This is a genomic window from Methylobacterium sp. UNC378MF (genome assembly GCF_900103195.1).
In the GTDB taxonomy this organism is placed as follows: Bacteria; Pseudomonadota; Alphaproteobacteria; order Rhizobiales; family Beijerinckiaceae; genus Methylobacterium.
In genome coordinates this window covers 97,447-117,652 of the sequence record NZ_FMWU01000003.1, presented here as the reverse complement: position 1 = coordinate 117,652, position 20,206 = coordinate 97,447, and the positions used below count along the sequence as shown (strand labels likewise).

General features: G+C 63.7%; 17 protein-coding genes and 1 tRNA gene. 15 read left to right on the top strand and 3 right to left on the bottom strand.

Features of this window, described 5'->3' with window-relative positions; all coding sequences use genetic code 11:
- Positions 1–3: 3 nt before the first annotated feature.
- The 6 genes from BLT59_RS03985 (at position 4) to BLT59_RS03960 (ending at position 7,100) form a co-directional block, all read left to right on the top strand.
- A complete protein-coding gene (locus tag BLT59_RS03985) occupies positions 4–702 on the top strand; it encodes a uroporphyrinogen-III synthase (protein WP_091776748.1) in 699 nt (232 codons plus the stop codon).
- A gap of 357 nt (positions 703–1,059) precedes the next feature.
- A complete protein-coding gene (locus BLT59_RS03980) occupies positions 1,060–2,973 on the top strand; it encodes a translation initiation factor 2 (protein ID WP_244513831.1) in 1,914 nt (637 codons plus the stop codon).
- Positions 2,974–3,098: 125 nt separating this feature from the next.
- Entirely contained in the window at positions 3,099–4,724 is a 1,626-nt protein-coding gene (locus BLT59_RS03975; RefSeq protein WP_091776744.1) for a heme biosynthesis HemY N-terminal domain-containing protein, read from the top strand.
- Between the two features lie 239 nt (positions 4,725–4,963).
- Complete coding sequence (locus tag BLT59_RS03970) at positions 4,964–5,398, top strand: NUDIX hydrolase (protein WP_091776742.1); 435 nt, start codon at positions 4,964–4,966, stop codon at positions 5,396–5,398.
- A 101-nt stretch (positions 5,399–5,499) separates the two neighbouring features.
- Positions 5,500–5,574, top strand: a tRNA-Thr gene (locus tag BLT59_RS03965).
- 116 nt (positions 5,575–5,690) lie between these two features.
- Positions 5,691–7,100: a DUF6538 domain-containing protein gene (locus tag BLT59_RS03960; protein WP_244513830.1), complete on the top strand. Its 1,410-nt coding sequence runs from the start codon at positions 5,691–5,693 to the stop codon at positions 7,098–7,100.
- A gap of 339 nt (positions 7,101–7,439) precedes the next feature.
- Here the strand turns inward: BLT59_RS03960 and BLT59_RS30505 are convergent, their stop codons facing one another.
- On the bottom strand, positions 7,440–7,697 hold the full coding sequence (locus BLT59_RS30505) for a hypothetical protein (RefSeq protein ID WP_139173917.1): 258 nt from the start codon (positions 7,695–7,697) through the stop codon (positions 7,440–7,442).
- A gap of 166 nt (positions 7,698–7,863) precedes the next feature.
- Here BLT59_RS30505 and BLT59_RS30500 point away from each other — a divergent pair, with 166 nt between their 5' ends.
- From BLT59_RS30500 to BLT59_RS03940, 5 genes are all read left to right on the top strand, one after another.
- On the top strand, positions 7,864–8,484 hold the full coding sequence (locus BLT59_RS30500) for a hypothetical protein (protein WP_139173915.1): 621 nt from the start codon (positions 7,864–7,866) through the stop codon (positions 8,482–8,484).
- Between the two features lie 106 nt (positions 8,485–8,590).
- Positions 8,591–9,238 (top strand): hypothetical protein, encoded by a 648-nt coding sequence (locus BLT59_RS30495; protein WP_139173913.1) that lies wholly within the window; start codon positions 8,591–8,593, stop codon positions 9,236–9,238.
- Positions 9,239–10,456: 1,218 nt separating this feature from the next.
- On the top strand, positions 10,457–11,842 hold the full coding sequence (locus tag BLT59_RS03950) for a hypothetical protein (RefSeq protein ID WP_091776737.1): 1,386 nt from the start codon (positions 10,457–10,459) through the stop codon (positions 11,840–11,842).
- On the top strand, positions 11,839–12,285 hold the full coding sequence (locus BLT59_RS03945) for a hypothetical protein (protein WP_139173911.1): 447 nt from the start codon (positions 11,839–11,841) through the stop codon (positions 12,283–12,285). The genes BLT59_RS03950 and BLT59_RS03945 overlap by 4 nt, the downstream gene beginning before the upstream one ends.
- A gap of 74 nt (positions 12,286–12,359) precedes the next feature.
- Positions 12,360–13,865, top strand: a complete 1,506-nt coding sequence (locus tag BLT59_RS03940) for a phage tail tip lysozyme (RefSeq protein WP_139173909.1) — start codon at positions 12,360–12,362, stop codon at positions 13,863–13,865.
- Positions 13,866–13,962: 97 nt separating this feature from the next.
- Here BLT59_RS03940 and BLT59_RS03935 read toward each other — a convergent pair whose 3' ends face one another.
- Entirely contained in the window at positions 13,963–14,919 is a 957-nt protein-coding gene (locus BLT59_RS03935) for a DUF5655 domain-containing protein (protein WP_091777186.1), read from the bottom strand.
- Between the two features lie 149 nt (positions 14,920–15,068).
- Positions 15,069–15,611, bottom strand: a complete 543-nt coding sequence (locus BLT59_RS03930) for a hypothetical protein (RefSeq protein ID WP_091776731.1) — start codon at positions 15,609–15,611, stop codon at positions 15,069–15,071.
- Positions 15,612–15,791: 180 nt separating this feature from the next.
- Here BLT59_RS03930 and BLT59_RS03925 point away from each other — a divergent pair, with 180 nt between their 5' ends.
- The 4 genes from BLT59_RS03925 (at position 15,792) to BLT59_RS03915 (ending at position 19,861) form a co-directional block, all read left to right on the top strand.
- Positions 15,792–16,346 (top strand): recombinase family protein, encoded by a 555-nt coding sequence (locus BLT59_RS03925; protein ID WP_091776729.1) that lies wholly within the window; start codon positions 15,792–15,794, stop codon positions 16,344–16,346.
- Between the two features lie 469 nt (positions 16,347–16,815).
- Positions 16,816–17,043 (top strand): hypothetical protein, encoded by a 228-nt coding sequence (locus BLT59_RS30490; protein ID WP_139173907.1) that lies wholly within the window; start codon positions 16,816–16,818, stop codon positions 17,041–17,043.
- A gap of 76 nt (positions 17,044–17,119) precedes the next feature.
- The gene (locus tag BLT59_RS03920) at positions 17,120–17,485 is read left to right on the top strand and encodes a hypothetical protein (protein ID WP_091776727.1); all 366 of its coding nucleotides are present in this window, start codon (positions 17,120–17,122) and stop codon (positions 17,483–17,485) included.
- Between the two features lie 1,128 nt (positions 17,486–18,613).
- On the top strand, positions 18,614–19,861 hold the full coding sequence (locus BLT59_RS03915; protein WP_091776726.1) for a flavin-containing monooxygenase: 1,248 nt from the start codon (positions 18,614–18,616) through the stop codon (positions 19,859–19,861).
- Positions 19,862–20,206 lie beyond the last annotated feature (345 nt).

The window sequence follows — 20,206 nt, the reverse complement described above, 5'->3', positions numbered from 1 at the left end:
CCGTTGCGGATCTGGGTGGCGCGGCCCGAGCCGGGGGCGACGCGGACCGGGGCGGCGCTCGCGGCGCTGGGCCACGCGCCGCTCGTGGAACCCGTGCTGGCGGTGCGGCCGACCGCGGCGGCGCCGCCCATGGGACCCTTCGCCGCGCTGCTCCTCACCAGCGCCAGCGCGATTCCGGCAGCCCGGGACGCGCCGGCCCTGCGGGGCCTTCCGGTCTTCGCCGTCGGCGCGCGGACCGCCGCCCTGGCCCGCGAGGCCGGTCTCGGCCCCGTGCGGGAGGGCCCCGGCGATGCCGCGGGCCTCGCTGCCCTGGTGGCGGCGACGCTGACACCCGGCACGGCGCTCCTTCACGCGACCGGGGCCGAGCGCAAGCCGGAACCGGCGGCGACGCTCGCGGCGGCCGGATTCCGGATCAGCGCCTTCGTGGCCTACCGGGCCGAGGCGCTGGAGCGCTTGCCCCCGGCGGTCGGCCGCGAACTCGCCGGGAATCGCCTCGAGGCCGCCCTCCACTATTCCCGGCGCAGCGCCGCCGTCGCCCTTGCCCTCGCGGATGGTTCGGAGCACGGCGGAGCTTTCCGCCGGCTGAGGCATTACTGCCTATCGCCGGATGTCGCGGCACCCCTGGAAGCCGCCGGTGTTCCGGTCCATTTCGTCGCGGCACGCCCGCGCGAAGCGGACCTGCTCGACGCCCTGGCGCCGTGACCGGGCTAACCGTGCGGTGACAGGGAGGCCGGGCCGCCGTATCTCGCCCTCGCGCCCGGCGCCGCCGCGGTGCTAGGGGGGCGCGGCGACGCCGAAGAGTTGGAGGACTTGCCCGTGACGCCACCACCCAGCGACGCCGACAAGCCCGGCCCCGGCGGCGGCCGGAAGCCGGACGCCGCGCCCGGCAAGCCCGGGCAGCCCAGCCCGTCCGGGAGCGCGTCCCGACCGGCCACGATGTCGGCGTCCACCGCTTCGACGTCGGCTTCCACGTCGGCTTCCTCCACCGCCGGCGGCGGCGCGAAGGGGCCGCAGGGATCGGCGCCCGGAACTCCGCCCAAGCCGGCAACCGACCCGGTCGTGACCGCCAAGCCCGGCACGATCGATCCGAAGGCCGACGCCGGCAAGCCGGCTTCCGGGGCCGACGGCCTGAAGTCGTCGACCGGCCCGGCCGCGCAGACGGCGGGCGCCAAGATCGATCCCGTCAAGCCCGATCCCCTGAAGGCGGGCGCCGCCGCGTCGTCGGGCTCCGACGCCCGGGTCGGATCGTCCGCGTCCGCGTCGACGGCCTCCACCACCGCGTCCGGCGCGTCCGGGGCCACGATCGATCCGAAATCCGCGCAGCCCGGAACCGGCCCGCAGGGCGGTCCCCGTCCGGGCGGACCCGCTTCCGGTGCCGCGGGCACGGCGGCGGCCAGCGCGGTGACGGCCGGTCCGATCATCGACCTGAAGGCCAAGCGGATCCCGGATCCGCCGGCCGCCGGCAAGGAGCCGTCCAAGGATGCTCCCAAGGACGCCACCAGGGACGGCAAGGAGCCGCCGAAGGGCCCGATCCCTGCGGTGGCCGCCGCCGACCCCGCCAGAAGCGCCGCCGCGCCCAAGGCCCGGGCCGGGTTCGGCTCGCTCGCGGCCGCGGGGCTGCTCGGGGGCGTGATCGGCGCCGGCCTGCTGTTCGGCGCCGAGAAGGCCGGGATCGGCCCCGACCCGCGCCTGAACGCCCTGGACCAGAGGCTCTCCAGCCAGCTCGCATCCCTCGACAAGCGTCTCGACGGCTTGGCCCCGCGCGACGCGGTGACGGCGCTCGACAAACGCGTCGCCGCCGCTGAGGCGAGCGCCAAGCAGGCGCTGGACAAGTCCGGCGCGGCGCCCGCTTCCGCCGCCGACGGGCAAGCTGCCGGTCAGGCCTCCGGTCAAGCCCCGGCCGTGCCGCCGGATCTCGTCGCCCGCCTCGACAGCCTCGATCAGCGCGTCGCGGCGCTGCAGGAGGAGCCCGGTCAGGAGCCCGGCCGCGACCAGCCGGCCGACTCGAAGCTCGGCGCGGTCCAGGACAACGCCAAGCAGATCGCCGACCTCGAGACTCGCCTGAAGGCGGTGGAGGATGGCGGCGCCAACAAGGGCGCGGCCGAGGAGGCCGCCCGGAAGGTCGCGGCGCTGCAGAGCGAGGTGGAGCAGAAGACCAAGGCGAATGCCGAGGCCGACGCGGCCCTGGGGCAGCGGCTCGACTCGCTGCAGCAGGCCGTCGACGCGCGGGTGAAGGCCGCCACCGAGGCGGTCCAGGCCGCGACCCAGGCGAGCCGCACCGCCGCCGAGGCCGGACAGGCCCAGGCCGCGGAGGCTGCGAAGGCAGTCGACCGGCGGCTGCAGGAGCAGGCCGACCAGATCGCCGCCCTGGACAAGAGCGTGGCGCAGCGCGCCGAGGCCAGCACCGTCCAGGCGGCGCTCCGGGTCGTCGTCGCCGACCGGGTGGCGGCCGCGCTGGAATCCGGGGCGAGCTATGCCGAGCCGCTGGCGACCCTGCGCAAGCTCGATCCGGGAACGGAGGTGCAGGCCAAGGCCCTCGCCCCCTTCGCCGACGGCGGCGCCCCCTCGGCGGCGGATCTCGCCGACACGTTCCGGCCGATCGCCGAGCGGATCGCGGCCAAGCGGCAGGCGCAGCGCGCCAGGAGCGCGGCCGAGACCGGCGATTTCCGCACCAAGCTCCTCAGCATGGCCGACGGTCTCGTGCAGATCCGCAAGGCCGATGCGCCCGCCCCCGAGGCCTCGGGCGATCCGGAGAGCAAGGTCCAGGCGTCCCTCGACCGCGGCGACCTGACGGCAGCCTCGGCGGCCTTCGCGGCGCTCCCGGCCGAGGCCCAGGAGCAGGCTGGGGATTTCGGCGCCAAGCTCAAGGCCCGGGCCGAGGCCGAGCAGGCCGTGCGCACCCTGCTCGACAGCGCCTTCAAGGCCCTGCCGGTCGGCGCGCCCCAGCCGGCCCAAGCCGCCCCCGGGCGCTAGTCCGGTGAGGGCCCCGATCCGCGCGCTGCGCGGCCGCATCATCTCCGAGCGGGCGCGCAGGCGCCCCGCTCCTCCCGCCCCCCGCGACGGCCGCCAGCCGGCCGCCGACAGGAGATACTGACCCCATGTGGCGCGCCCTCGCCTTCCTGGCTCTGCTCGCACTCGCCGCCTTCGGGGCGGTCTGGATCGCCGACAGGCCCGGCACCGTCACCGTCGTCTGGAACGGCTACCAGATCGGCACCAGCCTCGCGGTCGCCCTCGTGGGCGTGATCGCGGCCGCGATTGTCCTGGGCGTGCTCTGGGCGATCGTGCGCGGCGTCATCGGCCTGCCGGAGGCCCTGGTCCGCGGCTCGGCCGAGCGCCGCCGGGCCAAGGGCCTCTCGGCCCTCTCCCGCGGCATGGTCGCGGTGGGCTCGGGCGATCCTCTGGCGGCTCGCCGCTTCGCGGGCGACGCCGAGCGGCTCCTCGGCACCGAGCCGCTGACCCTGCTGCTCAAGGCGCAGGCGGCGCAGATCTCCGGCGACCGGGACGCGGCCGAGAGCGCCTTCCAGCGCATGGTCGACGATCCCGAGACCCGGGTCCTGGGCCTGCGCGGCCTGTTCGTGGAGGCCCGGCGCCGCGAGGACGAGACCGCCGCCCGCGCCTACGCCACCGAGGCTGCCCGCCTCGCCCCAAGCGTCACCTGGGCCAACGAGGCCGTGCTTGAGGCGCAGAGCGCCGACGGCGACTGGGCGGCCGCCCTCGAGACGATCGAGCGTCGCTCGTCCCTCGGACTGATCGACAAGGCCGCGGCCCGACGCCAGCGGGCGGTGCTCCTCACCGCGATCGCCGGCGAGCGCGAGGCCGGCGAGCCGGAACTCGCCGCGGAGCGCATCCTGCAGGCGGTCAAACTCGCCCCCGACCTCGTCCCGGCGGCTTGTATCGCCGGCCGCCTCCTCGCCCGCCGCGGTGACGTCAAGAAGGCCGCGCGGATCGTCGAGGCGGCCTGGAAGGCCAATCCCCATCCCGACCTCGCCAAGGTCTATCTCGGCCTGCGGCCCGGCGACTCGGTCCGCGACCGCCTCGCCCGCGCCGAGGTCCTGGCGAAGCTGTCCGTCTGGGATCCGGAATCCCGGCTCGCCCTGGGCCAGGCTGCCCTCGACGCGCGGGACTACAAGCGGGCCCGGGAGGCCGTGAAGCCCCTGCTCGCCGACCGTCCGACTGCCCGGGCCTGCCTGATGATGGCGGCCATCGAGGAGGCCGAGCACGGGGCCGCCTCCGGCCAGGCCCGCGAGTGGCTCGCCCGGGCCGCCCGCGCGCCACGCGACCGCGTCTGGATCGCCGACGGCATCGCCTCCGACACCTGGGCACCGGTCTCGCCGGTAACCGGGCGCCTCGACGCCTTCGCTTGGCGCGAGCCGCCGAACACGCTCGCCGCCGCACCCCCGGTGGAGCCGGAAGCGGACGCTGCTGGTCCGGCGCTCGTGTCGGCAGCCCCGAAAGCCGCGGCGCCGGTTTCCAGACCGGTCCCTACGTCGATTCCCCCGTCGGTCCCCACGTCGCCCCCCACTTCGGCCCCTGTCTCGGCCTCGATCTCGTCCCCGGCGTCGACCGCTGCCGGCCCGGCCTCGGCCGCGCCGATCCCGACCGTCCTGCCGGCGAAGGCGAGCACCCCGAAGGCGCCCGGTGCCGACCCGGTATCAGCCGGGATGGCGGCTGCCGCGCTGCCGCCGTCCGGTGCGGGTGAACGCGCGGTCCGCCGGATCGGCTGACCGGTCGGATCGCAGAGCCGGCTATTGCCGGCTGTGCGGACGCGGAATGACAGGAGCGCCGCGGGGTCACGGGCACGCCGCGGCGCTCGACTATTGCAAGTTGAATGAGCTGGCTTGCCGTGTAGCTTGTCGTGAGAGCCGCCGACCGAGGATCCGATCATCCCCCAGCCTGCCCAGAGCCTGCACGCGCCGTTGATCCCGTCGGATCGGGGCGGCGTCCCGCGTCGCGCGGTGCGGCCGTGACCCTCCTCGACGAGGAGAGCGAGCCGCGCCGGCAGGTCGGAGCCCTGCCGTTCCGGTCCGGGCGGGACGGAAAGACCAAGATCCTGCTGGTGACCTCGCGGGAGAGTCGCCGCTGGGTCATCCCCAAGGGGTGGCCGATGAAGGGCCGCAAGCCGTTTGAGGCGGCCGCGCGGGAGGCCTACGAGGAGGCCGGCCTGCGCGGTGCGGTCGGCAAGCGCCCGATCGGCCTGTACCTCTATCAGAAGCGCCTCCGGAACCTCGACACCGTCCTGTGTCAGGTGAAGGTGTTCCCCCTGGAGGTGCGCAAGCAGCTCAAGCACTTCCCCGAGGCGCGTCAGCGCGAGCTGCGCTGGTTCACGCCGTCGGAGGCCGCCGAGGCAGTCTCCGAGCCGGGCCTCGCCGCCCTGATCCGGGCCGCAGCGCGCACGTAAAATGCGCGGAAGCGCAACACGGCGTTGCCAACGCTGCGGCGATCCGTTATGGCCCCACTCGGCCGGACGGACACGCCCTCCACGGGGCGCCTCGGTCACCTGCTGCGGTAGCTCAGTGGTAGAGCACTTCATTGGTAATGAAGAGGTCGAGAGTTCAATCCTCTCTCGCAGCACCACCTACATTCCTATTTACGGTGTAGAGACAAGGGCTTAAGGGCTCTTTGGGTGCGTCCCTGGTGCAACCGGGGGTGCTACTTTGGCCTGGAAGCTTCTCGATACCGGGTGCCTGGTGGTGAAGGTCCGCTACGTTCGCGACTTCAAGGGCGATGGGGTCCTCTGGTACGTGCGGCGCATCCCTGCCCACGCTCAGCCTCACCACGGCGGCAAGACGCATATCCGTAAGAGCCTCAAGACCCGGGATCTGAAGGTTGCCACGGCGGCTGCGGCCAAGCTCGCATCGGCTGATGATGTCCTGTGGGCCTCGCTGGCGGCCGATGAGGGACGGGGCCGTGTCACCACCCCTGCGAACCGGGAGGCAGCCAAGGCGCTCTTGGCAGTCCTCGATCTAACCCCCGGCATCCTCACGCCCGGCCGCAAGCTTCAGCCGTGGGAGGACCCTACAGACGCGTTAGACCGCTACTTCATGCGACGGTATGGGCCAGCCTACATGGAAGCCCGGCAGTCCCCGGAACTCGAACACATCGACGTTGAAGACTTCTGGACACCCTGGGAGCGGGAGGCCGTAAGGCTTCTCAAAGAGGGTGATACGCTACCTGAGGCCAAGCTGAGCGATGCCCTCGCGATCTACCTCAAGCTTCACCCCCGGGGAGCTCAGGCCAAATTCAGGGCTGATGCTGAGCGTGTGTTCTCGCAGGTCTACGGCGCGCTGGGTGACCTAACGCTGAAGGAGTGTCGGCGGGATCATGCTCACAAGCTCCTGGAGGCCATGTTAGCGAAGGGGAACAAGACACAGACTGTCCGGCGCAATCTCACCACCGTAGTGGCTGTGTTCAATCGGGGGCTCATTGAGTTCGACCTACAGTCCCGAAACAACCCCTTCGAGAGCTTACACATTCCTCAGGAGAGCGAGGATGCCAAGGAGCGGTCGCCGTTCACATCAGAGGAGCTTGTGTCGATCACTAAGGCTTGTCGTGAGAGAGACGACTACATACGCCACATCATAGCCGTCCAATTGGACACTGGGGCGCGTCTGGCAGAGGTCGTTGGTCTGCTGCGGACTGATGTGGTTCTGAGCGGCGCTGTTCCTCACATCATCATCCAGCCTCACACAAGTCTCGGTAGGACGCTCAAGACGCCCGCCAGCGAGCGTAAGGTGCCTTTGGTAGGTGAGGCCCTTTGGGCGGCTCAGCGGGCTCTGGCGGCTCCTAGGAAGCGAGACACGGCCCCCTCCCCTTGGCTGTTCCCACAGTACGTCAAGGATGGGACACTCAGGGCCGGCCACTCGGCTGCTACCATCAACAAATGGCTGGGCGGTCTCCTAGGCAACGACAAGACCTCACACTCCTTCAGGCACGCCATGAGGGACCGCCTGAGGCACGCTGGCATCCCAGAGCCCATCCAGGACATCCTTGGCGGCTGGGGCAAGCGTTCCATCGGTCAGGGCTACGGCGAGGGGTATACGCTGGAGCAACTTCATGAGCACATGTTGAAGGTGGTCCTGAAGGCTCCCCAGGCCGCTTGATCGAAGCGATATGCGATGGCGCTGCTAGAGCCTGATGACTTCCCCCCGACACTGAGGGACCGTCTGAAAGCCGCTGGTGCTGGTGCCTTCCTGTTGGCCGTGGGCTCGCTGATGCTGTGGCGTGCTCCGGTTTACGCAGATCCTTCCTGGACACCATCGTTCCATAGGATGCGCTATCTGCTGGATTGGCCCCCGTTCTGGCGCGGGGCACACATGGCAATCCTAGGATCCTGGTTCGTAGTGTTCTCTCTGGTGGCCCTTTGGAAGGCGCTGAGGCCCTTTACACCTCGACCTGAGCTACCGCGATGACGAAGTACCGACCGACGCGGAAGTCGAGCCTCACCACTCCTGCTCACTGATGAAGCCGCCACGATCCCGCTTGCGCCTGGGTGGCTCTTGATCCTGGCCGTTGTCATCCATGTTGAGGATCACAGTTCCCTGGCGGCCCTTGCTGATCCAGAGATTGCCCGATGTGTCTCGGAACCCGGTAACGCCATTGGGGCAGTACACCGTCCCTGAACTTTCGGTGCAGACTTGAGCCATCGCTGGAGCACCTGAAAGCAGCACAGAGGCAAGGGCGAAGGCATTGAAGCGCATGGCTTGACAGTAGAGACAACCTGGGCCGTTCCGCAAGCAGGCCACCAGGGCCGACGTTCCACCAGGTAGCGAAAAGATGGAATTGGCGTGGATTCCTATCGCTAAGGGATTGCACTCATAGCTCAGCGAGCGGTACCTTCACTGTTCGTTCTCGTGTGAGGCACGGATGGCGAAGCAACCCAACGGCAAGAGTGGTGGACGCTTCAGGCTAGTTGTCCTGGAGGCTGAACTCGGCGACGGTAATGATTTCGCTCAGATGGCACAGGCCATACAGCACGCCCTCAAGCCAACCCAGGCCGCTGTCCCACCACGTGTAATCATCCAGGCACCTGCACAAGGTCTGCCAGCATCTCAGCAGTTGCTTGATGATACTTCCGACGATGCGGCGCAGGAATTACAAGACGAGCCTGTTGCCGAGCCTACGATCCGCAAGCCTAAGGAGCCGCGTGTTAGACGCGTGACTGTGCCTACTGCTGTCGACCTGGATCCATCAGCAGCGGCATCCTGGAAAGAATACGCATCAAAGCGGAAGGCTGAGAGCGACGCTGAGAGATTTCTTGTTGTTGCAGCTTGGTCGAGGGAATGCCTGTCTAACGAGCCGATCAATCAGGGGCATGTGTATGCTTGTTACCGCTTGGCGGGTTGGTCTGTGAAGATAGCCGATTTTGGCGCGCCGCTGCGGAAACTCAAGTACGATCAGAAACTCATCGGCGATGGAAAAGAGGGTTATACGATTACGCAAATTGGTCTTGCTGTGGTCGATGAATTGAGTATCGCAGGCGATTGAAGAAGTGGAACCTAAAGAATTTGCCGATGGCGTTCCTCGTTTCCACCAACTAACGAAGGTAGAACAGACCACTGCGTTTGCTTGGTATCTCCACAATCATAAGGGAATGCCAGCGTTTACCGCTGCCCAACTGAGGGATGCATTTAGGAAGGCACTTACTGAGCCGCCAGATCTTTCATTGTACCTGCCTCGATTAGCCTCGAAGAAGCCACCTCAGCTTCGTCAGACTCGTGACCTCTACAGGCTGGAGGAGACACTAAGGAGGAAACTCGACGCTCGGTATGGCGCTCAACCGACTTCGATAGCTGTCGCATCACTCCTTGTTGCGCTGCCGGCCAAAGTTCCGGACTTAGCCGAACGAGCGTTCCTTTCAGAAGCCCTGAACTGCTATCGGGTGAAAGCCTACCGAGCCGCCATCGTTATGGCTTGGAACCTTGCTTTTGACCATCTCCGCCGTTGGACGATGGCAGAACCCGCACGGCTTGCGAAGTTCAACACGTCACTCCAGGTCAAATTTCCAAAAAAGGGACTGATAATTGCAGTGGTTGACGACTTTGATGACCTTAAGGAAAAGGAGGTCATTGAGATCCTCAAACACGCAAAGCTCGTCACTTCAAACGTATCCGGAATCCTTGAAGAGAAGCTCAGGAGGCGCAACAGGGTGGCTCATCCTTCCTCCATTGAGGTCACACAGGCGCAAGCGGATGATGCAATTACCGACCTAGTCAACAATGTGGTTCTGGCGATCATCTAGTCCAGCACTGTCTTTGGATGATTTCTGGGTTCCTCAGATCGCCCCTTGAAATGCCTCATGAGCCAAAAGCGGCGCATACCCACAGCCCCGCTAGGGCTCCCAGGACGCCCCTCAGCCTCTCCCGGCCCCTCTTCTGCCCCGAGCTCCTCACGGCCGTCCTGGGACTTCCTGGCGCATTACAGAGGCATTCCAGGGCCCGTTCACCGGCCCCTCCCGTGACTGGGTGAGTTCCTGAGCACCCTCAGGGTCTTGGTTCGGTTTGGTGGTCGCAACGGAGACCCTTTAGAGAACGGACGGATCGCGCGGGGTCTCGCTGAGTAGCTTGGTTCCGCAGGTCGCTCAGGAGCTTGACCCGACTTAAGGCCTGAATAACTCACCCTCTAGAGAACCCGGGCGCCACACGGGGCCTCGGAGGTTAGCAGGGTTCCCAAGAACGCTCAGAAGCTTGGACCACTTTAAGGGCCACAACGTGCCCCCTCCAGAGAACCGCCGTTCCCTATCCCCGCCCGTCGATGGGCAACCGAGGCAGTCTGGTAGCTTGGTTCTCGTGTTCCCTCAGGGGCTTGGCGGAAACTTCCGGCCGCAAACGTCCCCCTTTAGAGAGCCGTGAGGCTGCCAGGGTTCTGAGGGCCATCCCGTGATGGGCAAGGTTCCTAATATAGCTCCGTGGGTTAGCCCAGATTGGATGTCGCAACGGTGGCCCTCTAGAGAACACACGGCTTCCGAGACGGTATCCGGCGGTGCTGTAGGTCGGGCCTGAAGGTTCGTAGCGTAGGCTGTTGGACCGACAGTCATCCGTTTCGTGGTTAGGGCTTGGATGCTAGAGACCTAAGTCTGTTCGTAGGCTCTAAGTCCTAAAATGATAGCATCGCCGAACGGGCCGATTTTATAGGCAAGGTTCCTGATATCGCTCAGAGGGTTACGACACTTTAAGGACCGAATAATCCCCCCTTTAGAGAAAACAGGCGCAAACCGACCCGCCCGCAGGCACCTCCCGAAGCCACCCCGCAGTGGACCCGGAGACCCGTCGTTCTCTCGCTGATCCCGTCATCGATCAAAAAGACCACATCACGTCAGACCCTGGGGGCCGCTGTGCTCCTGGGTTTTTCCTTATGCCATTTACTAATGGTAGTCCTGGGGTCCACCTACAGACCCAGATCACTGAGGGAGATGACTGTTATAGATATACACATGAGAGGATACCCATGAGGATCAGGGATGACTCAGGACACTGAGGATGACGATGATGGTATAAACACAAAGGAGAAGGACCATTGGCTCAATCAGTACCGCCTATCGAGACCGGGGTCTCTAGGCTCTGTGTTGGATGTGGTGATTGATGAGGTCACGTTCATCGAAGAGAGAGCCAGGAAGCGCAGGGCAAAGGACGCTGAGACCTTCCGCCTCGTTACCGATGTAGTTGTGTCCAATCTGGCCTACAGCCTCCTCAGGCACCCCGAAGGCAAACCCTTGGTCATCTCCCGCGACACAGGAGGCCGCAGAGCCTACGATAATCCGGCGATCCCCCGGGCCACCTTCGTTCAGACGGTGGACCTCCTGGAGGCCGCAGGGTTCCTCACTCAGGCGATGGGTGCCAGGGGCAGAGGCCTGACCACCATTCGAGCCACCAGCCGTCTCGCGGCCTTGGTGTCCGGTCTGGGCGTGGACCTGGGATGCTTCAGGATCGATAGGAACTACCCGCTCCTGATGCTCAGACGGAAGGTTGTCCACGGCCCAGGCCAGCCACCGACCAGAAGGGACATCGAGTTCCAGGACACCCCTGAGACTGAGCGCATCCGATTGGAGATGTCTCGCCTAAACAGCTTCCTGGCTGGTGCGGATCTGGAGTTCATCCCCGATGGCCTGGGCTTGGTGGACACCATCAATGACCGCACCCTCAGTCGCCGATTTGTGGTCCTGAACGACCAGGCCGCGCGCTTCGATCAAGTCGGCCGTCTCAGTGGTGGCTTCTGGACGAACCTGGAGAAAGACCGCAGGGGCAGCCTCCGCATCCAAGGCGAACCCATCGCGGACCTCGACTTCGAGGCGATGCACCCCAGGATAGCTTACCTGCTGCTGGGCAAGGAGTGGTCCCAGGACGACCCATACGATTTGACCGGGCTCTTGGACGGCTATGACCACTCGAACAAGGAGCACCGGAGCGCCGTCAAGAAGGGCCTCTCATCTCTGTTAAATGGTGGCCGGGCCGGTCGGAAGTACGGAAAGCCGCTAGAGGGCCTACCCCCTGGAGCCACGCCAGCAAGCCTCCGCGCCGCTCTGAAGGCCAAGCATCCCGCACTGGTGCCTATCATTGATCCCCCGGTGCCTCTCAAGGTTCCCCTGGGCTATCGATTGATGAAGCTTGAAAGTGACATCCTCCTTGAGGCGCTAGACCACCTCATGTCCTTGAGTGTTGTGGCTCTTCCAAGCCATGATGGTGTTTTCGTCGCACAGAGCAACACTGCAATCGCTCAGGAAGCCCTACAGGAGGCCTCCAAATTCATTCTGGATGTTACCCTGCCTGTGAAGCCTAAACCCGTTCCTGAGCCAATACAGCCCATCCCACGGGCTGCACACAACCAACCCACTCACTGTTGCGCATGACCACGACCAAAACGACGAAGACGAACAAGAAGCCGAAGCTTAAAACCAAGCCTCGCATGGCCCTTAACCAGTTCATTCCGAACCACCGAGACTTCCAGAAAGAGGTAGCTCGACTTGAGGAGATGCTTGGAACGAATGCCGACCCGGAGGCCACCTTAGACCTCCCCGCTGGGATGAGCCGGGAGTGGGCCGAAGAAGCCTGGCCGGTCGTCAAAGCAAACGCTGAGAGACAGTTCAGGCCCCTGAAGCCGGGCACTGAGTTCCCATCAGGCATCTACGCTGACCGGGCATGGCTGGCGACTCTCCTCATCATGGAAAGCCCCTTCAATCCTCGACTCAGGACATTGGCTATCAGGCAGGTGCTTGGTGTTGATGAAATGAGAGAGAAGGCCACCAAGAGACTAGCAAGGGCTGCCCGCAGAGCCGAAGCCTCTCAGAACTAAACCACAACACAATCAACCCAGCAGAACGTGAGGCTATCCCTGGTCTCGCGAGCGATAACCTATGGAAAGAACGCATGACTAATTGGAACGTCGATCTGAAGAACCCCTTCTCTCAGGCGCTCATCCGAGTTGGACAACAGCGGGGATACCCTGCGATGGCTATTGCTGCATCGATTGGTAATGCCGCCCAGGAGAGTGGTCTACGCATGGATGCTCTCGGTGACAACGGGAGCGCCCATGGTGGCTTCCAGTGGCGCAAGGACCGCTTCCAGAACCTCCAGAACACCGCTGGTGCCATGGGTAAGGCTTGGACTGACCCTGAGGTCCAGGCGAACCACTGGTACAACGAGATGGATGGGAAGTACGGGGGTGAGAAGCCGTATGGCGATGCTCTGAAGGCCGCTAGGAACGACCGTGAGGCCAACGAGGCGGTTATCCGCTCCCTGAGGCCTGCGGGTTCCCAGGATGGCGTCAGGAACGCCCACAACTACTCTGGGCGTCTCAATGCCACCCAGGAGGCCTTCCGGCTTCTCAGTGGCTCCGATGGTGGTGTGAACCCAGGCGTACTCTCAAAGGGCAACCCTGCGGACCTTCCGGCAGAGGGTGCTCAGGACGCATCGTTTCAGATGCCCCAACAGGCTCCCCCGAAGGAGGGCTGGGATGCCTTCATGTCCGGTGGCCCAGGTGCGCTGTTCGGACAGCCTCAGGCGGGGTGGAATCTCGGGGATGCCCTGACAGGCGCTGGTGCGGCCCTGATGGCTCGTGACAACCCGGATGGCGCCAAGTCCCTCTTGGCTGGCATGAGGGCACTACAGAAGGTCAATGAGGACCCTGGCATCAACACCCAGATCGACTCCAGGACCGGCCGTGCGTACACCTACGACAGCAAGGGCAACGTCTCCGTCAAGCAAATCCACGCACCTGACGCCAAGCCCATCAGCGACACCGCTGTGAAGCTCATCCAGGGCAACAACGATGCCTCTGAGGCTGCCTGGAACGCTGCTGAGGGCACTCGGAAGTACACCCGGCTCCTGATGGACGGGAAGGTCAACCTTTCTGCCCTGAGCCGCATCGGCAATGACTTCGCCACGTTCACCAACGACTCTGATGAGGGCACACGGAACGCTGCTGGCCTGATGTCCCATCTGATGAGGATGCGGGACGCCAAGCTCTTTGAGGCCAAGGGTGTCCAGACCGAGGGAGACGCTACGCGGGCGCTTGAAGCATTGCTGCCCGGAAACGCCAAGTTCGACAACAAGGCTGTTGCGTCGCTATTCCGTGACCTGAGCAAGGAGTTTACCGGCACCTACGACGAGAAGCAGCGGTACAATCAAGCTCTCTTCACTCGTTACAAGGACTACGACCCTGAAGGCTTCTACAAGTCTCGCTACGACGACCGCATGAAGCAGGCCCGAGACGCTGATGCTCTCATTGAGAAGGGATGGGGCAACTTCGCGAACCCTCCCGCTGCACCTGTGGTGACCTCCGGAACAGCCCCGACCGGGAGAGACCCTGTGAAATCCGCAGGGAAGCCCAAGGGCAGCTTCCTGGAGTTCTTTGATAGGCGTGCGGCTCAGTAGCAGCCATACCGCTCAGTGGGCTTCCTAGGCGATTGTAGAAGGCATGAGGATAACCGGGGGAGGCTATGTGGTCTCCCTCGACCTCACCAACAGGCAATCACGACCCTTCGTAGCTTCTCACGAACAGCGGCTGAGCCTTTGCAAAATCATCCATGGACCTCATGGTCACTTCGAGATTGCCAGTTCCGAAATGGCCCACCTTAGTGACATCGCGTGTGAAGCCATCTTCAAGAGCAACCGTTGCGGGGTCCACCTTGAGGAATGCGATGACGACCTTTGTCTGCGGGTAAACCTCCAGACAAGCGAAGTTCTTGATGCGCTTGAACGCTACGTAGTAGCTTAGCTCCTTGACCTGAACATCATCGCCCAGGGCAATCAGGTACTCTTTGATTGCACTGAAGATATCCTGAAGGGCAACGCTCGACTGGCTGAGGCGGTAGGCGATGCGGCTGGACTTGTATTTGTCTTCGAGTGTGGCACCGTCAGACACAACAGAGGGCAATACGACGCCTTCCGCAGCAACAGCCTGGTTCGCGTTCGAGGGCTTGGCCTGCTTGGGAGCATGAACAAGCTCAATCATCAGCAGGTCGGAACCAAAGCGGCGGTAGCGAAGAAGCTCTATGTTCCGAGCAATCTGCTTGACCGCATGAGCATCATACCGTGTGAAATCACCAGCGATGCATAACAGTCGTGGAGCAGACCACTCCACAGCCTTCGCCGCCTCATGGCCCAACTTCTCCATTGCGAGCCACTGGAACTCCTTGCGATGGTCCAGGAGCCAGTCAAGGTAATAGAGCCCTTGGTTTACGACATTCTCATTTACTGAGCGCTTGTACTCAATGATGACGGGTGTGCCATCTTCATCAAGGCCTAAAGTATCGATCCGACCGCCATGGGCCGGGCCTGTCGAGTACTCGCTTGCCAGGAAACGTACACCTAACAGGGCCTCCAGGTTGCCCTCGAAGAGCTTCTGGAGTGACTTCTCAACCTGAACGGCCTCACCCTGGAGTTCACTTACAACCTCGCCCAAACGGAACAGCTTAATGTCGCTCATTGCGCGCACCTTACACACCAAGGGCGCCTGTGGTGAACCCGGGACGGCCCCGACTGGGAGGGAGCTTGTGAAAGCCTCTGAGAAGCCCAAGGGGTGCTTCCTGAACTTCGTGGGCGGGCGTCGCAGTTTGCGGATCTGCCGCCTCTCGCTTAGGGCGTTTGACGAGAATTCGCTTCCAGTACCTGACGAACATGCTCATGGAAAACCGCACGATTGATCGCATCGTCCTCACTCATGTTGAACTCGTCTAACCGGCCCTCCTTACGAGCAAATGCTTCTCTCAAATGACTTAGCACTCCGCCAATGATACGCCCCCACTGCTCCGCGCGTTGATTGAACGACATTAGGAACTCGTGAGGCCGTTCGCCTGATCTTGCGCCGCCAGCATGGTATAGCCGATACAAATTGTGGCAGATCAGGTTGCGGTCCTCAATGAGCCGCTCCAGATCATCCGACGCAAGCATCAAGGGGCCACCGAACACCTTTGCAATTTGACCGAGAGTGCTTTTCAGCTCTCTGTAGTCCCCCCTCAGGAACTTCTCTGGTGTTAGATCCCGGAATCGCTTTTCCTTCTGCGCCTCAGGAAGGTGGCTAAGGTGGGCAGCGAGTCCATAGAGGGCAAACTCCAGGCGCTGAGATTGGTACACGGCCAATCCGAGGAGGGTCATTTCGAGTTCGTCAGGCGCTGCCATTGCTCAATCTCCTCGTAGGAAGCACAAGCCGGATCGCAGCGTTCCAATAGGGCAAGCTCCAGCGGAACGTTCCGGTCCACCCCTGGTCTCGTTCCAAAAGAATGGGTTTGACAGTCGGAACAGCTCCGCTCACTATGTCTAGGACTTCAACGGAACGATCTTGGTCCCGGAGCCCTCCCGATGCTCATTGGCTACGCCCGCACCTCCACCTTGGAACAGGAAGCCGGCCTCGACGCCCAGGTGAGGGACCTGAAGGCTCTCGGGTGCGAACGCATCCACTCGGAACAAGTGTCGTCTGTGGGCCAGCGCAAGGAGCTTGAGGCCGCCCTGGATTTTGTGAGGGCTGGGGACATCCTGGTTGTGACGAAGCTCGATAGGCTCGCACGCTCAGTAACCCACATGGGCGACATCATCGCAAAGCTGGAGGCCAAGGGCGTAGCCCTTCGCATCGTCAACCTGGGGGTGGACACCTCAACACCCACCGGCAAGCTGATGCTCAACGTCCTGGGTGGTGTGGCTCAGTTCGAGCGTGAGATGATGCTGGAGCGGCAACGAGAGGGCATCGCTAAGGCCAAAGCTGAGGGCGCCTACAAGGGACGCAAGCCTACCGCACGGGCGAAGGCTGAGGACATCAAAGCCATGGCTGCCCAGGGTCTCAGCATGGGTGTAATCGCCACCAAGCTTGGTATCGGCAAGGCCTCGGTCCACCGGGTGCTGACCGCCAAGGAGGCATGAGGCTACGCCCGGCCCCAAAGCCGAGACACAGACAGCCAATGTCCCCGAAGTCAGCCCCGGATTCCCTGAGGCCATCGGTCCTTTTGGTGAGCCCGTGGTCACCAATGGCCTCTCCTGTCCGCTGGTGACGCTGAGGCCCGGGACGGTTCGGATCGTGGGGCGGACTTTGGGTCCTCTCCATAGAGTCTCCTTTTCCGCTTCGAGTTCTGAAAGCGCCCCCAGGCCCCCACTTTCAAATTCCCGGTAAAGCCCCTCGTTGTTGTTCGTCCTTACCGTGCAGTGTTCGCTGTGGGATGGGCCGGGGCCACAGGATGTTTAGTCCTCGAACCCCACATGCCAATTGGTATCCGATGGAACTACGCGTGTTAATCTGCAATTTAAACACGAAAAATCACTTGCTAAACGCGACGACTTGTGAGAGAGACCGAAGCGTAGCCGCAGAAACACAGATAGCGGTGGGGGACAGACCGTGTTACATACGCTTCACTATGATGTTGCCTACTACGCACCTGGCAGCAAGCGTCATCCGGGAGAGCTTAAAGACCTCTGTGCCTTTGCCCCACTGACATCGCTAGGCTTAAAGAAGCTTCTGAGTGCCCCGGCGGGCAAATGGGACGGCCAGTTCCTTCACACAACGCCTGATGATGATGGCGAAGCGGTGATGGACCATCTTGAGGACGTTGAAGTCCACATGTGATTCTTGAGAGACTTAGGCCCTCCGGGGCCTTTTCTTGTGACTGATACAAGCCAATCCAGATTCCACAGGAGGCCGCATGGGTGGCGAGATCATCGGAAACGACGGGCTGCCCCTCAAGTCCCTGGGGCGCCTCAAGGACGTGATAGGAGCCTTCAGGAGCCTGGAGCCGAACTTGCCGGCCTCCTACATTGACGCCTTCTTGGCTGTGGCTCTGAGGCCCGGCCAGGGGCCAACTGATTACGCCGCCATGCTGGGGACGATCCAGCCGGTTGCCTCACGGACCCTGATGGAAATTGGGGAGTCGGCCAGGACCCGGGTGGCCCCGCTGCACTTGGTGGCGTCTCACCCGCACCCGGAGAGCCGCAGGCAGATAGCGTACGATCTGACCCCCAAGGGCTACACTCTTGCCTACAGGGTCGGAATGATGCTCCAGGGGCGTTAGGAGGCTCAGAAATTCTGAGGGACCGGATGAGCCTCCCGGCCGAACCGGGGGCACCTTCAAGGCTGACACCCCTATGGGACTCCGGGGGCCGGGGGAAATCCAGGACCCGCCACGGACTGCTTGCGAGACCAGGGGCATCCTGTTAGCCAGACACCCCTTGCAGGCCACAGACGGCGCGGGCTGTAGGTGCCACATTGGGTGCAACGGGCGCTCTTGAGTGAATTGTAGAACTGTTGTAAATCAAAGACTTAGGGCGTGCCCTTTGGTTCCTCAATCCTCTCTCGCAGCACCAGCTTTCCCCTTTTAGTAAGCCAGTAACTCGTCAAGCCGGCGGGTTCTTCTGCGTGGCGGTCAAGGCCGCTGGTCGGTGTCGGGACCGCGCTGAGGAAACAGTGCCTGTGAATGCGCCCGGCGCGGCGCTGGACGTTCAGGCCGCCCGACGGAACTCCGCCGACGGCAAGCCGTGACGTCGATACAACCGTTCAAGCGCAGCTCTGCTTCGCGGCGCACGGCGGAGTCCGGATCGAGCGTATCCGGCCGACAATCACTCAGGCTGAGACCCGCCGCCCGAACGGTGACAGGCCCCTTCCTGTGCGGGTAGACTTCCGCGCAGGACAGCCGCGATGCGGAATGAGGCCCACGCGTCATTTGTGCGGGCTCAGCGTTTACGGAAAGCTTTGGGGAAGCGCGCGGCGGTGTGCGTCGGTCCGGTGGCAGGCCAGCCCGGCGGCCGGACGCCGATCCTGGACATGTCGAAGATGCTCGGGAACGTCGGACTTGCCGGTTAGCCGATCGCCAGGAGCAGAACAGACCTGTCGACGCTGAGACGCGTTCGGGGAGCCGGATCGCCGCGTCGCACTTACGGTGTCGCGCCATCGTGCGATCAGATCTCGTCGCGTCCCGCCCGGCTCGAGCTGGTCTTTCGGGTCCTGATGCTCTGACCGGGGGGCGCAGTTCGCTTTTTCCGAAGCGTGCGATAAGAAAATCGTGCTTGTGCTGTCAAGATCCAGCAACTTCAATACTCGCAACAACTTTCGTGATCCTCGCTAAGGCAGATCGAAGGTCCGCGCCTGAAGGCGCATCGCGTGCGTCTGCGGTCAGAGCGCCTGGGACGTTTTTGGAGCTGACATGTCAGTCGAAGCCACCGACACCCTGGTCGTTGGGGCAGGCCAGTCCGGCATCGCGATGAGCGAGCATCTCAGCGCATTGGGTATTCCGCACATCGTTCTTGAGCGCAGCCGCATTGCGGAGAACTGGCGTTCCATGCGCTGGGACTCGCTCGTCGCCAACGGTCCGGCCTGGCACGACCGATTTCCGAACCTGAAATTCGAGGACGTGCACCCGGATGCGTTTCCTGCAAAAGACCGGATGGCACAGTATTTCGACGATTACGCCAAGATGATCGAGGCTCCGATCCGAACGGGCGTGGAGGTCAAGCACGTCAAGCACAGCCAGGGTCGGCCCGGATATACCATCACCACCTCGGACGGCGTCTTCGAGGCTCGGAGGGTCGTGGCGGCGACCGGACCGTTCCAGGTTCCGTCGTTTCCGGAGATCATTCCGACCGATGCGCCGGTCGATCAACTGCATTCCTCGGCCTACAAGAACCCTCAGCAACTGGCCGATGGCGCCGTGCTGGTGGTCGGATGCGGCGCTTCGGGTTCGCAGATCGCCGAGGAACTCTGCAAGGCCGGCAAGACGGTGTATCTCTCGGTCGGCGAGCATTACCGGCCGCCCCGTGCCTATCGCCAGCGCGACTACACATGGTGGCTGGGTGCGCTCGGCCTTTGGGACGAGGTCAAGTCGAAGCGCAAGAAGCGGCACGTCGCTTTCGCCGTGAGCGGTTACGAAGGCGGACGGACCGTGGACTTCCGGCGACTGGCCCATATGGGGGTGACGCTCGTCGGGGTGACCAAAGCTTACGAGGACGGCATCCTGCGCTTCGAGGACGACCTCGTGAGGAACATCGCCCAAGGCGATGAAGCCTATTTCGAAGTCCTGCGGGACGCCGACGCCTATATCGAGCGCAAAGGCATGGACCTGCCGCCCGAGCCCGAAGCGTGGCAGCTCCTGGAAGATCCGGCCTGTCTCAAGCAGCCGATTGCCAGCCTCGATATCAGGGCTCTGAACATCACGACCGTTCTCTGGGCCACCGGCTTCAAATATGATTTCAGCTGGCTCGACGTCGATGCGTTCGACGAGCAGGGCATGCCACTGCACAAGCGGGGCGTCTCGGCCGAGAACGGTATATACTTCCTCGGACTTCCCGATCTGACGAACCGTGCGTCGGCTTTCATCTACGGATGCTGGCAGGACGCCAAGCACATTGCCGACCATATCGTCATTCAGCGCAACTACGACGCCTATACGCGCTGATGAGCGGCGGATCGGTCGGGCTTCCATGCCCGAGACGGAGTGTGTTCCTGCGCCCGATGGAAGGGCGCGCTGGCAGTCTCCGCGCGTCCGAGCCGAGCCGTTTCCGGCTCGTCACCACGGATTCACGCGCCTCCTCTCGCTCTCGCCTGCCAGCTCCCTCCAGGCCCGAACAGGGACCAGGAAAACCTCTCCTCACAAGCAGAGGGGCGCGGACGATGCGCGCCAGGCCTAGGCGATCAGCTGACCCGTAGGAGAGCGGTCACGGCCGCCTCCGATGCCGGGTCGGCGCAAGAGCGCGCCGCAAGCGAGCGCGTTGCGACAGCCCATGGGAGCGCCCATGGGCGC

Bases quoted from the DNA above. Each gene is read 5' to 3' on its own strand.
- BLT59_RS03975 (WP_091776744.1), top strand. From the start codon at position 3,099: ATGTGGCGCGCCCTCGCCTTCCTGGCTCTGCTCGCACTCGCCGCCTTC.
- BLT59_RS03940 (WP_139173909.1), top strand. From the start codon at position 12,360: ATGACTAATTGGAACGTCGATCTGAAGAACCCCTTCTCTCAGGCGCTC.
- BLT59_RS03935 (WP_091777186.1), bottom strand. From the start codon at position 14,919: ATGAGCGACATTAAGCTGTTCCGTTTGGGCGAGGTTGTAAGTGAACTC.
- BLT59_RS03930 (WP_091776731.1), bottom strand. From the start codon at position 15,611: ATGGCAGCGCCTGACGAACTCGAAATGACCCTCCTCGGATTGGCCGTG.
- BLT59_RS03915 (WP_091776726.1), top strand. From the start codon at position 18,614: ATGTCAGTCGAAGCCACCGACACCCTGGTCGTTGGGGCAGGCCAGTCC.
- BLT59_RS30495 (WP_139173913.1), top strand. From the start codon at position 8,591: ATGCCAGCGTTTACCGCTGCCCAACTGAGGGATGCATTTAGGAAGGCA.
- BLT59_RS03950 (WP_091776737.1), top strand. From the start codon at position 10,457: ATGACTCAGGACACTGAGGATGACGATGATGGTATAAACACAAAGGAG.
- BLT59_RS30505 (WP_139173917.1), bottom strand. From the start codon at position 7,697: ATGCGCTTCAATGCCTTCGCCCTTGCCTCTGTGCTGCTTTCAGGTGCT.
- BLT59_RS03920 (WP_091776727.1), top strand. From the start codon at position 17,120: ATGGGTGGCGAGATCATCGGAAACGACGGGCTGCCCCTCAAGTCCCTG.
- BLT59_RS03945 (WP_139173911.1), top strand. From the start codon at position 11,839: ATGACCACGACCAAAACGACGAAGACGAACAAGAAGCCGAAGCTTAAA.
- BLT59_RS03925 (WP_091776729.1), top strand. From the start codon at position 15,792: ATGCTCATTGGCTACGCCCGCACCTCCACCTTGGAACAGGAAGCCGGC.
- BLT59_RS30500 (WP_139173915.1), top strand. From the start codon at position 7,864: ATGGCGAAGCAACCCAACGGCAAGAGTGGTGGACGCTTCAGGCTAGTT.